The organism is Bradyrhizobium sp. HKCCYLRH3073 (assembly GCF_051167995.1).
Taxonomy (GTDB): Bacteria; Pseudomonadota; Alphaproteobacteria; order Rhizobiales; family Xanthobacteraceae; genus Bradyrhizobium.
Genome location: NZ_JBNPUD010000004.1, coordinates 569,213 through 584,376, shown reverse-complemented (window position 1 = coordinate 584,376; position 15,164 = coordinate 569,213). Strand labels below are relative to the sequence as shown.

The window sequence follows — 15,164 nt, the reverse complement described above, 5'->3', positions numbered from 1 at the left end:
CGGGACGGCGATCGAAGGCGGCTGCCTCAGGGCAGTCGCTTCTTCCACAGGCGGATGATCAGGATGCCGGCCTGGGCGTAGCCTGGCGGCGAACTTTCCGTGCCGAACGGCGTCTTCGAATACAGCGAGCTCGAGACCAGGAAGCCGCCGACATACGGCTCAGGCAAGCCCGACAGCGCCAGGAAGCAGCGGTGGGTGAGCAGGCCGTCCTCCGGCAGATTGCCGCGCACCAGCCGGCAGTCGCCGATGCCGGTGAATGCGATGCCGTTGAGCTGGCCTTCGGTGTAGGTGCCGAGCAGGGTCGGATCCATCGCCTGACCGATACAGACCCGCATCTCGCCGATGCTCTTGTCACCGGTCTCGGTCATGCGGCCGTCAGCGGGCCGGACCCCGACGGAGCGGATCGAGAGCTGATCCTCCAGCGCCGGCGCGAAGCCGGTCTTGGTCGGCGCGCAGAAATCCGACGGCACGACACGGCCCTGGCGCACACTGCGCGCGATGTAGATCTCCTCGACATTGTCGCCGGACTGCGCCGGGCCCTGCCCGCTGGCGGTCAGCGGCGTCACGGCCGCCAAGAACACTGCAACGATCACCCGGCGCATGCGCGCATCCTTCCTCCGAATCGATCGCTCTCCCTATCGGATTCGGCGAATCTTCTGAACAGCACCAACGAACAGTACATAGGCATACGATCATACCTCAAGTCCAGCATCTCACCGGCATCATGGGAGCACCTCGTCATGACGGTAATTTGGTAGCCACAGCCGGGTGTGCCGGATCGCCTCGGTGCCCACCGCCCAAGGGCTGCGGCCGGTGGATTTCCGGATGGGCTCGTCCCGAGCTCCCCTCGTCCTGAACGGACGTCGCCGCGACGGCGGAAAGGTTTCGAGAAAGATGCTGCGCCGATCCGCACTGCGCTGTGCCGGCATGCGCTCCATTCGCGCCTGCAACGCGGAGCGTGACCTCGGTCACATCGGGCGGCCACGCCGGCGCCTAGACCTTCCCGCAGTCAACAAAGGGGAGCTTACTCGATGCGCAAGATGATCCTGATCGGAGCCATGGTGCTCGCCTCCGCCACCGTCGCGCAGGCCGAAGGAACACGCAGCCTGTCGCTGTCGTCGAACGACGCCGCCGCGCGGGCGCCGCGTCCGACCTACGTCCAGCAAGCCGGCGAGGTCACCGTCACTCCGGCGCCAGTTCCGGCCGTCGCGGCCCAGACCCAGCCCATCGACCCGCCCGCCGCGCCACCGGTTGCGCCAGCGGCCCCGGCCGCCGTGCCGTCGCCGCCGCAGCCCGCCGCCACCGCGGCGCCGGCACCGCAGCCGGGCTCGGTGCAGCGATCATCGCGGCGGTCGACATCGGCGCGCTCGGACCGGACGCGCCGCAAGGGCTGGACCGAAGCCCGCATCGTCCGCGAGCTGCATCGCCACGGCATCTATTGGTGAGCGGCCGGCAACAGAGGACAAACGAAAAAGGCCGGGCGAACGCCCGGCCTTTCGCGCGCAGAGGTCATGCAGCCATCACTGCGAGATGGTCTGGATCACGCTCGAGATCGGCCGCGCATTGGTCATCGTGGTCGGCAGCTTCGGATCCTGGCCGATCATCGCGTCATATTCCGGCAACGTGTCGAGCGTGCCCTTCGGCTTCATCGCGACCACCTTGTAGCCGCCGGCCTTGAGCCGGCGCAGCAGGGTCGGCAATGCGAGCGCGGTGTTCTTCTGGAAGTCGTGCATCAGGATGATGCCCTTGCCCTTCTTGTCGAGCCCGGTCATCACCGTGTTGACGACCTGGTCGGCATCCTTGGAGCGGAAGTCGAAGCTGTCGACGTCGCAGGAGAACATCGCGACGTTGCGGCTGCCGAGATAGGCCACGGCCGACGGCCGGTGCTGCAACTGCGGGAAGCGGAAGAACGGCGCCGGGTTGGTGCCGAGCGCGAACTTGACCGCGCTGAAGCCCTTCTCCAGCTCCTCCTTGGCGGTTTCGTCGGTCATCTTCTTGCCGTTCAGATTGGCGTGCGACCAGGTGTGCACGCCGACCACGTGACCGGCCGCCAGCACCTGGCGCAGGATCTCCGGATGATAGGTCGCATGCTTGCCGATCGTGAAGAAGATGCCGGTGGTGCATTCGTCGGCCAGCGCCTTCAGCACCGCCGGCGTGTTGACCGGCCACGGGCCGTCATCGAAGGTCAGCACCACCTCGCGGTCGGCGAGGAAGTCGAACTGCTTGAAATGGTCGAGGCCGAAGCCGGGGCCACCGGTGGTGTCGACCAGGACGGTGCGGGAGATGCCGAGCGCGTCCGGATTGGCGCAGGTCGATCTGGGCTGCACCGGCGCCGGCACGCTTGCGGCCGTGCGCGTGGGAATGGTGCCGGTGGTCTCGACATCATCCTTCGCGCTGGCCTTGGCGGCAACGCGCGCCGGAGGCGGCGCCGGCTCGGAGGGCTTCGCCGCTGCGCTCTGCGCGGCGGCCTTGGCGGCGCTGGGCTTCGATACGTAGTACCAGACACCGGTGATCGCCAACGCCGCGACGACGGTGGCCAGCAGCAAGCCTAACGCATGACGCATGGTTACTCTTCCCGAAAACGCGAGACACTCGATGGCGGACGCAACGCTGTCCGCCTGCTTCGATTAGCTTCCATTAGTGCCAACGAATCCTTAACGCGGTGCCAACACGGGCAGGATCAGCCAAGATTTCCAGGATGATGCCGGCGCGAGACCGGCAGTTGACCGGAGCGACATGTCGCCGCGGCCATCGGCCTGCCGAACCTGCCGGGCAGGGTTGAGCCGCCGGATCTGGCGTGACCGGCATCACGGTTGCTCGAGCGGGATCGGACCATGATGGGCGCATTGAAACGCGGCCCGCGACATGCGGCGCCAATGGGAGCCAGCCATGACGAATTCGACCAACCTGCTGCGCAAGGCCGTCCTGACGGTCGTCAACCTTGCCGCCGTCTCGACCTTGTCCTCGACCGCGAGCTTCGCCTTCAGCGCCGAGGCGCAGCAGATGTGCACCGGCGACGCCTTCCGGCTGTGCAGCAGCGAGATCCCCAACATCCCGGCGATCACCGCCTGCATGATCAAGAACCGCTCGTCGCTGAGCTCCGGCTGCCGCGTCGTGCTCGACCGCGAGCTGTCCAGGCGCAACGGCAAGGTCGCCGAGGCGGGCGACGCCAATTGAGAACGCTTCCGGCTCCCGCCTGCGCGCCCCGGCTGCGACCGGGGCGCTTGCGAGGCCCGGTTGTGAGCACTAAAAGCGCCGCCAAACCTTCAATGCCGGGAGCGAGGCGCCAGTCATGAACAAACTCACACTGATCATCCCCCTGGTGCTGATCGCGTCGACCGCCTCGGCCCAGCAGCAGCCCGGTCAGGACGCGTGCGCGCGCGACGTGTCACGGCATTGCCGCGCCGTGATGAACAACGGCGACCAGGCGGTGCTGGCCTGTCTCAAGGAACACCGCGCCAAGCTGTCCAAGGCCTGCGACAAGGTGCTGACCGAGCACGGGCAGTAAGCGCCCAACTAAGGCCCGCTGCGAGCCCCGGTCGCCACGGCCGGCGCCTGCTCGGCGGTGCGGTCGATGTCCTCCTTGGCGCGGACCGAGCCGAATGGCCGCTCCAGCATCCGGCGGATGCGCACCGGGTCGGCCCCGATGTGGAAATCGATCGCGCGCTTGTGCAGCTCGCGCTCGGCGCGCGTCGAGCGGTTGCGCTGACGCAGATAGTCGATCCAGGTCGGACAGTGATAGCGCTCGGTCCAGAGCTCGGGATCGGCGATGTCGCGCGCGATCGACCAGCCATAGGCGCCGTTGCGCTGGCGGCTGAGCTGGACGTCCTGCATCAGGTCGTGGAAGGCGCGGGCATTGTCCTCGGCGACGCGGTACTCGATCTCGACCACCAGCGGGCCCGAGCGCGGCGTCAGCTCGAGCTGCACCTCGGGATCGGCCAGGGTCTCGCCGTCCTCGTTGCGGGCGCCGATCGGCGGCATCCGCAGCCACAGGCCGAGCAGCGGCGACACCATCATCAGCGCTCCCGACGCCAGCAGCGCGACCTCGACGCCGGCGGCGTCGGTGAGACGTCCCCAGCCCCAGCTGCCGATCGCGATGCCGCCGGAGATCGCCGCCTGGAATGCCGCCAGCGCGCGGCCCGCGACCCAGCGCGGCGCCGACAACTGCACGCCGATGTTGAACAGCGCCACCGCGAGCATCCACACCGCGCCGGCGATGACGAGCGCCGCCGCCGTCAGCACCGGCGCGGTGCTGAGCGCGACGGCCGCGGTGGCCGCGCCCAAGGTGAGCGCGCAGGTGCGGATCGCGGCCTCGCCCGACAGCCGCTTCCTGATCTCGCCGATGTTGAGCGCGCCGACCACCGCGCCCATGCCGAAGGCGCCGAGCATGATGCCGTAGGTCTGCGCGCCGCCATGCAGCAGGTCGCGCGCGACCAGCGGCATCAGCGCGGAGATCGAGCCGCCGATGATGCCGGTGACCAGCGTGCGGATCAGCACGATCCGGATCGACGGCGAATGGACGATGTAGCGGACGCCGGAGACGATGGCGCGGTTGAGCGGCTCGCGCGGCAGCCGGCTCGGCTCCACCACGCGCCGCCACAGGAAGAGCGCCGCGAGCAGCGGCAGATACAGCAGCGCATTGGCCGCGAACGCCGCAACCGCGCCGGCAGCCGCGACCACGACGCCGCCGATCGCAGGTCCGAAGCTGCGCGCGATGTTGTAGCTGATGCCGTTCAGCGCGACCGCGGCGGGCAGCGTCTCCGGCGGCACCTGTTCGCTGACCGAGGATTGCCAGGCCGGCCCCATCAGCGCCATGCCGCTGCCGATGACGAAGCACAGCGCCAGCAGGCGCTCGGGCGTCACCAGCCCGTACCATGCCAGCACCGTCAGGGTGATGGCGCCGCCGAGCGCCACCGCGAGCGCGACCAGCGCGACGATGCGCCGGTCGTACATGTCGGCGATCGCGCCGGCGGGCATCGAGATGAACATCACCGGCAGCATCAAGGCGGTCTGCACCAGCGCCACCTTGTCGGCCGACGACGTCATCTGCGTCATCGCCCAGGCGGCGCCGACCGCCTGGATCAGCAGGCCCAGGTTCGACAGCAGGCTAGCCAGCCAGATGCGGCGGAACACCGCGTGCCGGAGCGGCGCGGCGATGCTCTCGGCCGCGAACAGCTCACGTTTCTGCGGCGCATTCATGCGGGTCCGTCCACGTCGCCAGGTCGCCTCCGATAAGATCGCATCGAACTATCGCTTGATTCCGGCCGGACCTATGTGATGCCTGCGAATGTCTGCCGCTGTCCAGTGCCCAGAGCGCTCGCATCAGGGACCGCGGCCAACGAACACGACATGAACAAGACCAAAGGGAGACCGCCGATGAATCTGACGCGCCGCACCATTTTGAAGAGCATGGGAACCTTGCCCCTGCTCACGAGCGGCCTGACCTTACCAGCGCGCGCGCAAACGGCGGCAGCCGCGGCCGGCGAGATGCCGCCTGTGCTGTTCGTCCACGGCAATGGCGATCACGCGGCGCTATGGATGACCACGCTGTGGCGGATGGAATCCGACGGCGTGCCGCGCACGCGCCTCGCTGCGCTGGACTTCACCGACCCGCTGGCGCGCAACGACGATTCCGTGGCGCAGCCGAGCCGCTCGTCGACCGAGGATCAGCGCCGCGAGCTGACCGAAGCGATCAAGGCCCTCAAGGAGCGCACGGGCGCGGCGCGCATCGCATTGGTCGGCAGCTCGCGCGGCGGCAACGCGATCCGCAACGTGGTGAAGAACGGCGGCGGCGCCGATGTCAGTCATGCCGTGCTGTGCGGCACGCCCAATCATGGCGTGTTCGACTGGGAGGATAGCCCCGGCAGCGAATTCAACGGCCGCGGCCCGTTCCTGCGCGGATTGAATGCCGGCGACAGCGAGGTGACGGAGGGCACCGCCTTCCTGACGCTGCGCAGCGATGGCCTCGACAAATATGCCCAGGCTGACGGCCGCCTGGTCGGCAAGCCCGGTGTCCCCACCGGCATCACGGCCGAGGGGCCGGCACTGAAGGGCGCGACCAATCTCGTGATCGGAGCGCTCGACCATCGCGAGGTGGCGTTCCACCCGCGCGCGTTCCGCGAGATCTACAAATTCATCGCCGGCCGTGAGCCGACGCAGATCGCGATCCAGCCCGAGCCGCAGGTGCGGATCAGCGGCCTCGTGACGGCAACGCCGGGCGGCGCGCCGACCAATCGCCCGGTGGCGGGCGCAAGCGTGGAGGTCTATCGCGTCTCGAGCGAGACCGGCGCACGCAATGGCGAGCCGGTGTATCGCGGCCAGACCGGCGCCGACGGACGCTGGGGTCCCGCGGAGGTCGATCCGACGTCCTATCTCGAGATCGTGCTGACTTCGCCGGGCGCGCCGATCACGCATTTCTACCGCTCGCCATTCCCGCGTTCGTCCGACGTCGTGCATCTGCGCGCGGCGCGGCCGCTCGGCAAGGCCGATGCCGGCGCTGGAGCGATCCTCATCATGATCAGGCCGCGCGGCTATTTCGGCCTGCCCCGCGACATCGTGCTGCTCGACGGCAAGGAACCTGCCGACATACAGAAGGGAATACCGACCGATGCCGCAACGACATTGCGGCTGCCGGCGGGCGACGTCGGACGCAGCGTCACCGGACTGTTCAACGAGGAACGCATCGCCGCCCGTCTTTGGCCAGCATCGGAGAGCAGGATTGCAATGATCGAGCTGACTAATTAGTTGCCGGAGTATGATGGTACATCACAGCCTCGAAGAGCGCGGAATCGCGCTCTCCCTCTCGCGTTGCGAGCGAGATGACAGCGTTACCTCTGGCGGAAGACCGTCCCTGCGCGGCGGCCCGGCGCGGCCTGCAGCCGGGGGCTCGGTTGGTCGCAATGCAGCCGATCGATGGTTCCAGGCTCGTGACAGCGTCAAGAGGCCGTGAATGAGTACCGCCGACGTCCATTATCTGCCGCAGGCACGATTGCCGCTGATACCGCCAACACCGCCGCGGGCGCCGGACAGCATGGGCGCGCTGCGCCGCGTGCTGATGATGGGCGACAACGCGATCGCGACCTGGAGCCAGCGCGCCTATGAGGACGACATCATTCGCGGCCGCTTCTTCGGCAGCTCCAGCTACATTCTCAATACGCCCGATACGATCAAGCATGTGCTGGTCGACAATTGGGAGAACTACGGCCGCACCGTCGGCGCCATCCGCGTGCTGCGTCCGGTGCTCGGCGAGGGGCTGCTGATCGCCGAAGGCAAGGCGTGGAAGCACCAGCGCCGGACGCTCGCGCCGGCTTTCACGCCGCGCGCCGTTTCCGGCCTCATCCCGCACATGGTCGCGGTGAGCGACGAGACCGTCGCCAGGCTGAGGCAGCAGTGCGGGCAGCCGCTCGACCTGCGCGAGATCATGCAGCGCATGACGCTCGACATCGCCGGCCGCACGATGTTCTCGTTCGAGATGGGCCGCCACGGCGCCACCCTGCGCGATTTCGTCTACGAATATGGCGCGCGGCTGGCCAGCCCGCATCTGCTCGACATCGTGCTGCCGCTGTCCTGGCCGACACCGCGCGATGTCGCGCGCCGGCGGTTCCGCAAGCGCTGGACCGCCTTCGTGGCCATGCTGATGGCGGAGCGCCGCGCCGCCGGCAAGCTGGAGGACGCACCGCCGCGCGACCTGTTCGACCTGATGGGCGCGGCACGCGATCCCGAGACCGGCGCGGCGTTCACCGACGCACAACTCGCCGACGAGGTCGCGACCATGATCCTCGCCGGCCATGAGACCACGGCAACGGCACTGTTCTGGGCGCTGTATCTGATCGCGCTCGATCCAGCCAATCAGGACAGGCTGGCGCAGGAGGCGCGCGCCGCGACCGATCTCAGCGACCCCGATCAACTGCCGTTCACGCGCGCCGTGCTGGACGAGACATTGCGGCTCTATCCGCCCGCGTTCCTGATCGCGCGCGCCGCCGGCGGCCCGGACCGGATCGCCGCGTTCCCCGTGAAGCGCGGCGACGTCGTGCTGATCTCGCCGTGGCTGCTGCACCGGCACGAGAAGCTGTGGGATGCCCCCAACGCCTTCAAGCCCGAGCGATTCGTGCCGGGCGCGCCGCCGCCGGAGCGCTTCGCCTATCTGCCGTTCGGGGCCGGCGCGCGGGTCTGCATCGGGGCGCATTTCGCGCTCGTCGAAGCCGTGCTGGCGCTGGCGCGGCTGGTCGGCGCCTTCAGGATCGAGCTCGTCGACCGCGCGCCGGTGCTGCCGGTGGGCGTGGTGACGACGCAGCCGGACCGGTCGCCGCTGTTCAAGATCACGCCCAGGATGGAGGTCTGACCGCCACGCGGCAGCCACGCTCGGCACTTGCTTGCGGGTTTGCCAAGTCCCATCTTAGCCGGGCATGAGCGACATCCAGGCCCAGCTTTCGGTTCTGAAGCAGACCGCCCATCCGGCCGTCGCCGACGCGATCATACGGCTGATCGAGTCGGGCGAAGATCACGAGCTCAACCGTATCAACGCCCTCGAGTTCTCCGCGCGCGCAGGTCTCGACGAGGAGCAGGTCATCTCCGGCTTCCTCCATGCGGCACGGATCGGCTTGTTCGATCTCACCTGGAACGTCCTGTGTCCCGGCTGCAGCGGCGTGCTCGATGCGCACGCCACGCTGAAATCCCTCCGCCATGACGATTACCATTGCGGATTATGCGCGTGCGGCTACGAGCCCTCCGTCGACGAGCAGGTCGAGGTTGCCTTCACCGTGACCTCCAAGGTCAGGCGCATCGCAGCCCACGATCCCAACACGCTGACGCTCTGGGAGTATTACAAGCAGATCTTCTGGAGCTCCGGCATCGACCTCGACCGGGAGTCCTTTGCTTCGCTGAGCGAGCAAGTGACCCTCGATGCCCTCGAGCTGCCGGCCGGCGAGAAGGCGGTGCTATCGCTGCAGCTCCCGTCGGATTTCATCATCATCTTCGAGCCGGTGACGCATTCTGCGCATTTCATCGACGTTCAGGGCGAGCCGACCAGGGAGCGCCAGCAACTCGGGCTGCTGTTCAACAAGACGCATCCTCCGACCGGTTCGGTCACCTTGCGTCCAGGCCCGCTGCGGCTGGCGCTCGACAATCAGGCCGGCGTACGGACGCTGCCGACGGTGTTCATCGCCGGCGATGCGCTCCACCATCTCCTCGGCAAGCGCCGGCCGTTCCTGACCGCCAAGCGCATCCTGTCCAACCAGACCTTCCGCGACGTGTTCAAGGCCGACAATCTCAACATCGACCAGCGGCTGAAGATCACCTCGCTGACCTTCCTGTTCACCGACCTCAAGAGCTCGACCGCGCTGTATGAACGCGTCGGCGACCTTGCGGCGTTCGACCTGGTGCGCGCCCATTTCCGCGCGCTGCTGGAAATCATCAACGCCGAGAAGGGCGCAGTGGTGAAGACGATCGGCGACGCCGTGATGGCGACTTTCATCAAGCCGGAGCATGCGCTCGCCGCCGGCTTGCGCATGCGCGCGGCGATGCAGCGGCTCAATGCCGAGCGCGGCACCGAGGACCTCGTGGTCAAGATCGGCATCCACGAGGGGCCGTGCCTCGCGGTGATGCTGAACGACCGCCAGGACTATTTCGGTCAGACCGTCAACATCGCCGCCCGCGTGCAGAGCCTGTCGACCGCGCAGGAGATCCATCTCACCGCGCCCGTGGTCGAGAGCCCCGGCGTCGCCGACATCCTGCGCAGCGCAAAGATCGCGCCGATCCAGAAGCACGCGGCGCTGCGCGGCATCGCCGACCGGATGATGGTGTACGAAATCCCCTGAGGCCTTACCGAAATGTCATGCGCTGCGCAGGCCGCGGCGGATTGCCGGCGGCGCGTGGCATTTGCATATAATGAGCAGTTGCCGACCGGCTTGCGGCCGCCAAGGGATCCAACAGCGAAGGACGCCATGCTCGAAGGACTGCGCCAATTCATCGCCGACGTGGTTTCGCCGCACGAAACCCCGGCCTTCGACGACAACGGCTATCAGCTGGCGGCAACCGCGCTGCTGATCCACGTGATCTCGCTGGACGGCGAGCCGAGCGAGATCGAGCGGCGCAAGCTGCACGGCCTGATCGAGCTGCGCTTCGGGCTCGACCACGGCTCCGCCGACCGGCTGATCGCCCAGGCCATGCTGGCCGAGGGCGAAGCGGTCGATCTCTATCGCTTCACCAGCGTGATCATGCGCGAGGTCGATGAAGCCGGCCGCCTGCGCATCGTCGAGATGATGTGGGAGCTGGTGTTCGCCGACGGCAAGGTGACCGAGTTCGAGGACAATGTGGTCTGGCGCGCCTCGGAGCTGCTCGGCATCTCCACGCATGACCGCATCGACATCAAGCACCGGGTCGCGGCGCGCAAGTCCGGCGCTCCCGCGTGAACCGCTCTGTCTCGGCCGGAACCGGCGTGATCCGGAGATGAACAAACTTTAATTTTGTTCCGAACCTCGCCCCTGCATGTAAACCTATGTGAATCCGAAACTATTACTGCAATCTGGTGCAGGACTGCCGATCGCGGCGTCTTGCATGTTCCCGTCCGCCTATGCTCTCGTCCGCCGCTATTGGATGATGTGTGGATTGTGATCGAAGAGCAGGATTGTGGGTGAACGTGTCACGCTGGTAACGGGTGCGTCGGCCGGGATCGGCAGCGAATTGGCGCGCGTGTTTGCCGCGAACGGGCACCGGCTCGCATTGACGGCCCGGCGCGAAGACCGGCTCGCCGCGCTGGCGCAGGAGATCGCGGCCAAAGGCGGCCCGGCGCCGCTGGTGATCCCCTGTGATCTCACCTCCGCCGTCGCCGGGGCGACCATCGAGGCCGCGCTGGCCGCCGCCGGCGTGGAGCTGGAATATCTGGTCAACAATGCCGGCTTCGGCCTGTTCGGCAAGGCGGTGCAGCTCGACCGCGCCGAGCAGCTGGACATGATCTCGGTGAACGTCCGCGCCCTGACCGAGCTGTCGCTGCGCTTTTCCGAGCAGTTGATCCGCAACAAGGGCGGCATTCTCAATCTGGGCTCGGTGGCCGGGTTCCTGCCGGGGCCCGGCATGGCGGTCTATTACGCCTCCAAGGCCTATGTGATCTCGTTCACCGAGGCGCTGCGCAAGGAGATGGCGCCGCATGGCGTCCGGGTCACCGTGCTGTGCCCCGGTCCGGTGCCGTCGGAATTCCAGGATCGCGCCGGGTTCAAACCGGGCGTGGATTCGGTGATCCTCAACGTCTCGCCCAAGGCGGTGGCAGAGGCCGGCTACCGCGGCCTGATGGCCGACAAGCGCGTGGTGCTGCCCGGGCTCGGCATCAAGATCGTACCGTTCCTGCTGCGCTGGTTCCCGCGGGGCTTCATCCTCGATGCGGTCGGGCGGCTGCAATTGAAGCGGAGCTGATCGCGCTGGCCCGGCCCTTGCTTTGCAATGTGCGCTCGCTCACGCGCCGTTAACCTTTGCTTAGCTATGATCGCCAGGTGATGCTCAGGCAAGACCCTTCGTTCCATCCGAACGGGCCCCAGGCGGACGTTCGGCAGCTCCATCCGAAGCCGGCCATGGCGGCTGCGCCGCATCGGCCGGTCCTCATCATCCTGCACCAGGAAACCTCGAGCCCCGGCCGGGTCGGCAATGCGCTGCGCGCCCGCGGCTATCCGCTCGACATCCGCCGGCCGCGGTTCGGCGATCCGCTGCCGGAGACGCTCGATGGGCATTCGGGTGCCGTTATTTTCGGCGGTCCGATGAGCGCGAACGATCCGGATGATTTCGTCCGCCGCGAGATCGACTGGATCGAGGTGCCGCTGCGGGAGCAGCGTCCGTTTCTTGGGATCTGCCTGGGCGCGCAGATGCTGGCGATCCAGCTCGGCGCCGAGGTGGCGCCGCATCCGCAGGGGCGCGCCGAGATCGGCTATTATCCGATTCGCCCGACCCGGGCCGGACGCAAGCTGTGCCCGCATTGGCCCGACCATGTCTATCATTGGCACCGCGAAGGCTTCGACCTGCCCGACGGCGCCGAGCTGCTCGCCGAGGGCGGCGATTTTCCGGTCCAGGCCTATCAATACCAGAACGCCACCGGGCTGCAGTTCCACCCCGACGTGACCTACGCGATGATGTGCCGCTGGACCACCCGCGGCCATGCCCGGCTGGACACGCCCGGCGCCCGCCTGCGCCACCATCATTTCGAGGGCCGCGCCGTGCATGACGCCGCCGAGCGGGCCTGGCTGGCGCATTTTCTGGATGGCTGGCTGGCACGCGAGCCGGTGGCGGCGATGGCGGAGGCTGCGGAGTAGGACCGGTGATTTGAGCGGATTGGCTTGGGCGATGCTGAAACAGCCCGGCTTCGCCAAGGGGCTTCGCCGGGCACCACGCTTCGCCCTTCAGGCTACTTGCGCGGCTGCGGACGACGGCCCGCCGCCGCCCTTCGGGCTATGGCGCGGCAACCTTCGCTCGCTTCGCTATCGGATTGTTGAAATCGGCTTGCCGAGCCGAAGCTTGCGAAGCGAGCGAAGGTTGGTGGAGCCAGGCGGGATCGAACCGCCGACCTCGTCATTGCGAACGACGCGCTCTCCCAGCTGAGCTATGGCCCCGTAACACGACCGCTTCGATGTTGGGAAAAGGCGGCCGGCAGATCGGGCGCCATTTACAGTGGGTGCCGAGGTCAAGTCAAGAACGGTCACATCGCCCGTTAGCCTTGACGGGCAGCTTCCCTTGTTTGCGCCGGGGGGAACCGATATCTAGCGAATAGCCCTCCCCCCGGCCCAAGAAGTCCCCCGAATGAAGCCGATCATTTACGTTCTGATCCAGATCATCACACTTTACATGTACCTGTTGATTGCTTCGGCGATCCTGTCGTGGCTGATCGCCTTCAATGTGGTCAACACGCGCAATCAATTCGTCGCGGGTGTCGCCGAGTTCCTGTACCGAATCACCGAGCCAGTATTGGGCCCGATCAGACGCCGCCTGCCGAATTTCGGGGGGCTCGATATTTCGCCGATCATCGTGTTCTTCTTGCTTATGCTCCTCCAGATGTATCTGGCTGACTACGTCTATCCTTTCGTGCCGTAGGCTCAAGGAATGGACTCGCCTCCCTGGCGTCCAGCCTCGGACGGCCTGACCGTCGCGCTTCGCGTGACGCCGCGCGGCGGCCGCGACGCGATTGACGGCGTCGAAACGCTGTCCGACGGCCGCAGCGTGCTCAAGGTCCGCGTCCGGGCCATCGCCGATGGCGGCGAGGCGAATCGCGCGGTGACCGAGCTGCTCGCCAAGGCGATCGGCGTCACCAAGGCCTCGGTGCGAATCACCTCGGGCACCACCTCGCGGCTGAAGCAGGTTGCCATCGATGGCGATACCGCCAAGCTCGATCAGGCCTTGCGCGACCTCATTGCAGCCCATAAGCCGACCGGGAAATCCTAGAGCGGGCCGCGCTCGCGCGACCAGCGGCGAACGACGAGGCAGAGAGCAGACATGACGGCGCGCATCATCGATGGAAAAGTGATTGCGGCGGATCTGCGCGCGCAAGTCGCCCGTGAGGTCGAGCGGGTCAAGCGCGAACATGGCCTGACGCCAGGGCTGGCCGTGGTGCTGGTCGGCAACGACCCGGCGTCCGAGGTCTATGTCCGCAGCAAGCACACCCAGACCCAGGCGGCCGGCATGGCCTCGTTCGAGCACAGACTGCCGGCCGACGTGTCGCAGGACGCGCTGCTGGCCTTGATCGGCAAGCTCAACCGCGATCCCGCCGTGCACGGCATCCTGGTGCAGCTGCCGCTGCCGAAGGGGCTGGAGACCGAGGTCGTGATCAATGCGATCGATCCGGCGAAGGACGTCGACGGGCTGCATCCGCACAATGCCGGCCGCCTCGCCGGCGGGCAGCCGGCGCTGGCGCCATGCACGCCGCTCGGTTGCATCATCCTCAGCAAGACCATTCACGCCTCGCTGGAGGGCCTGAACGCGATCGTGATCGGCCGCTCCAACCTGGTCGGCCGTCCGCTGGTGCAGTTGCTGCTCAACGAGAACGCCACGGTGACCATCGCGCATTCCCGTTCGCGCGACCTGCCGGCGCTGACCGCGCGCGCCGATCTGGTCTACGCCGCCGTCGGCCGCCCGGAGATGGTGAAGCGCGACTGGATCAAGCCGGGCGCGACCGTGATCGACGTCGGCATCAACCGCATCCCGACGGCCGAGGGCAAGACGCGGCTGGTCGGCGATGTCGCCTATGCAGAGGTGTCGGAGGTCGCCGGCGCGATCACGCCGGTGCCGGGCGGCGTCGGCCAGATGACCGTGGCCTGCCTGCTGGTGAACACGCTGCGCGCCGCCTGCGCCATTGCCGGGCTGCCGAAGCCGGCGGTCTGAGCTCACCGTCATTCCGGGGCGATGCGCAGCATCGAGCTGAGGTGCGCAGTTGCGCACCTGAGAATCTCGAGATTCCGGGTTCAGCCGCTGCGCGGCTGCCCCGGGATGACGTCAATCGTTTTACTTCTTCGCCGCCTTGGCGCGCGCGATGCCCTCGGCGATCAGCTGGTGGGCGTCGTCGGCATTGCCCCAGCGCAGCACCTTCACCCATTTGCCGGGCTCGAGATCCTTGTAGTGCTCGTAGAAGTGCTGGATCTGCTGCAGCGTGATGTCCGGCAGGTCGCTGTAGGTGCGGACCTTGTCGTAACGCTGGGTCAGCTTCGAGGACGGCACCGCGATGATCTTCTCGTCGCCGCCGGCCTCGTCCTCCATTAGCAGCACGCCGACCGGACGCACGCTCATCACCGCGCCCGGCACGATCGCGCGGGTGTTGGCGACCAGCACGTCGCAGGGATCGCCGTCATTGGACAGCGTGTGCGGGATGAAGCCGTAATTGCCGGGATAGCGCATCGCCGTATAGAGGAAGCGGTCGACGAACAGCGTGCCGGCTTCCTTGTCGAGCTCGTACTTGATCGGCTCGCCGCCGACCGGCACTTCGATGACGACGTTGACCTCGCGCGGCGGATCTTTCCCGATCGGGATGGCGTCGATGCGCATGGATGCTCCGTAGAACTTGAACGTTTCAGGGTCGGACGCCCGAGGAATGAGCGCTGGCATTCGCAGTCGCAAAAAAAACGCGGCTGCGCAACAGCTACCTCAAGCCAACACTTTCAGTTCAATTCACCGGCGCGTTAACGCTTAACGCGCCCAGA

General features: G+C 67.2%; 16 protein-coding genes and 1 tRNA gene. 12 read left to right on the top strand and 5 right to left on the bottom strand.

Going from position 1 to position 15,164, the window contains the following annotated elements; all coding sequences use genetic code 11:
* Window positions 1-26 precede the first annotated feature (26 nt).
* Window positions 27-602: a hypothetical protein gene (locus tag ACQR1X_RS13680; protein WP_315800808.1), complete on the bottom strand. Its 576-nt coding sequence runs from the start codon at window positions 600-602 to the stop codon at window positions 27-29.
* 429 nt (window positions 603-1,031) lie between these two features.
* Between ACQR1X_RS13680 and ACQR1X_RS13675 the strand changes: the two genes are divergently transcribed.
* Window positions 1,032-1,445 (top strand): hypothetical protein, encoded by a 414-nt coding sequence (locus tag ACQR1X_RS13675; RefSeq protein ID WP_434899007.1) that lies wholly within the window; start codon window positions 1,032-1,034, stop codon window positions 1,443-1,445.
* Window positions 1,446-1,520: 75 nt separating this feature from the next.
* Here the strand turns inward: ACQR1X_RS13675 and ACQR1X_RS13670 are convergent, their stop codons facing one another.
* Window positions 1,521-2,564: a polysaccharide deacetylase family protein gene (locus tag ACQR1X_RS13670; RefSeq protein ID WP_434899006.1), complete on the bottom strand. Its 1,044-nt coding sequence runs from the start codon at window positions 2,562-2,564 to the stop codon at window positions 1,521-1,523.
* A 325-nt stretch (window positions 2,565-2,889) separates the two neighbouring features.
* Here ACQR1X_RS13670 and ACQR1X_RS13665 point away from each other — a divergent pair, with 325 nt between their 5' ends.
* On the top strand, window positions 2,890-3,177 hold the full coding sequence (locus ACQR1X_RS13665; protein ID WP_434881630.1) for a hypothetical protein: 288 nt from the start codon (window positions 2,890-2,892) through the stop codon (window positions 3,175-3,177).
* A 115-nt stretch (window positions 3,178-3,292) separates the two neighbouring features.
* On the top strand, window positions 3,293-3,508 hold the full coding sequence (locus ACQR1X_RS13660; RefSeq protein WP_315800812.1) for a cysteine rich repeat-containing protein: 216 nt from the start codon (window positions 3,293-3,295) through the stop codon (window positions 3,506-3,508).
* An 8-nt stretch (window positions 3,509-3,516) separates the two neighbouring features.
* Here ACQR1X_RS13660 and ACQR1X_RS13655 read toward each other — a convergent pair whose 3' ends face one another.
* Window positions 3,517-5,199: an MFS transporter gene (locus ACQR1X_RS13655; RefSeq protein WP_434899005.1), complete on the bottom strand. Its 1,683-nt coding sequence runs from the start codon at window positions 5,197-5,199 to the stop codon at window positions 3,517-3,519.
* A gap of 177 nt (window positions 5,200-5,376) precedes the next feature.
* Between ACQR1X_RS13655 and ACQR1X_RS13650 the strand changes: the two genes are divergently transcribed.
* The 6 genes from ACQR1X_RS13650 (at window position 5,377) to ACQR1X_RS13625 (ending at window position 12,293) form a co-directional block, all read left to right on the top strand.
* Window positions 5,377-6,744, top strand: coding sequence for a hydrolase (locus tag ACQR1X_RS13650; RefSeq protein ID WP_316215463.1), 1,368 nt, complete (start codon window positions 5,377-5,379; stop codon window positions 6,742-6,744).
* Between the two features lie 205 nt (window positions 6,745-6,949).
* Complete coding sequence (locus ACQR1X_RS13645) at window positions 6,950-8,341, top strand: cytochrome P450 (protein WP_316180196.1); 1,392 nt, start codon at window positions 6,950-6,952, stop codon at window positions 8,339-8,341.
* Window positions 8,342-8,405: 64 nt separating this feature from the next.
* Window positions 8,406-9,815: an adenylate/guanylate cyclase domain-containing protein gene (locus ACQR1X_RS13640; RefSeq protein WP_434899004.1), complete on the top strand. Its 1,410-nt coding sequence runs from the start codon at window positions 8,406-8,408 to the stop codon at window positions 9,813-9,815.
* 126 nt (window positions 9,816-9,941) lie between these two features.
* Entirely contained in the window at window positions 9,942-10,409 is a 468-nt protein-coding gene (locus tag ACQR1X_RS13635) for a TerB family tellurite resistance protein (RefSeq protein WP_315800817.1), read from the top strand.
* 217 nt (window positions 10,410-10,626) lie between these two features.
* Entirely contained in the window at window positions 10,627-11,406 is a 780-nt protein-coding gene (locus ACQR1X_RS13630) for an SDR family NAD(P)-dependent oxidoreductase (protein ID WP_434899003.1), read from the top strand.
* An 80-nt stretch (window positions 11,407-11,486) separates the two neighbouring features.
* On the top strand, window positions 11,487-12,293 hold the full coding sequence (locus ACQR1X_RS13625) for a glutamine amidotransferase (protein ID WP_315800819.1): 807 nt from the start codon (window positions 11,487-11,489) through the stop codon (window positions 12,291-12,293).
* A gap of 221 nt (window positions 12,294-12,514) precedes the next feature.
* On the opposite strand, the gene ACQR1X_RS13620 is transcribed toward ACQR1X_RS13625, so the two are convergent.
* Window positions 12,515-12,590 (bottom strand) — tRNA-Ala (locus ACQR1X_RS13620).
* A gap of 187 nt (window positions 12,591-12,777) precedes the next feature.
* On the opposite strand from ACQR1X_RS13620, the gene ACQR1X_RS13615 reads away from it, so the two are divergent.
* Genes ACQR1X_RS13615 through folD form a run of 3 tightly spaced genes read left to right on the top strand, consistent with a single transcriptional unit; the run spans window position 12,778 to window position 14,352 of the window.
* Complete coding sequence (locus tag ACQR1X_RS13615) at window positions 12,778-13,068, top strand: YggT family protein (RefSeq protein WP_316180194.1); 291 nt, start codon at window positions 12,778-12,780, stop codon at window positions 13,066-13,068.
* 9 nt (window positions 13,069-13,077) lie between these two features.
* Window positions 13,078-13,416, top strand: coding sequence for a DUF167 domain-containing protein (locus tag ACQR1X_RS13610; protein WP_316180192.1), 339 nt, complete (start codon window positions 13,078-13,080; stop codon window positions 13,414-13,416).
* Between the two features lie 51 nt (window positions 13,417-13,467).
* Entirely contained in the window at window positions 13,468-14,352 is an 885-nt protein-coding gene (gene folD, locus ACQR1X_RS13605; RefSeq protein ID WP_315800821.1) for a bifunctional methylenetetrahydrofolate dehydrogenase/methenyltetrahydrofolate cyclohydrolase FolD, read from the top strand.
* Between the two features lie 120 nt (window positions 14,353-14,472).
* Here the strand turns inward: folD and ppa are convergent, their stop codons facing one another.
* Window positions 14,473-15,009, bottom strand: coding sequence for an inorganic diphosphatase (gene ppa, locus ACQR1X_RS13600; protein ID WP_011923519.1), 537 nt, complete (start codon window positions 15,007-15,009; stop codon window positions 14,473-14,475).
* Window positions 15,010-15,164: the final 155 nt, after the last annotated feature.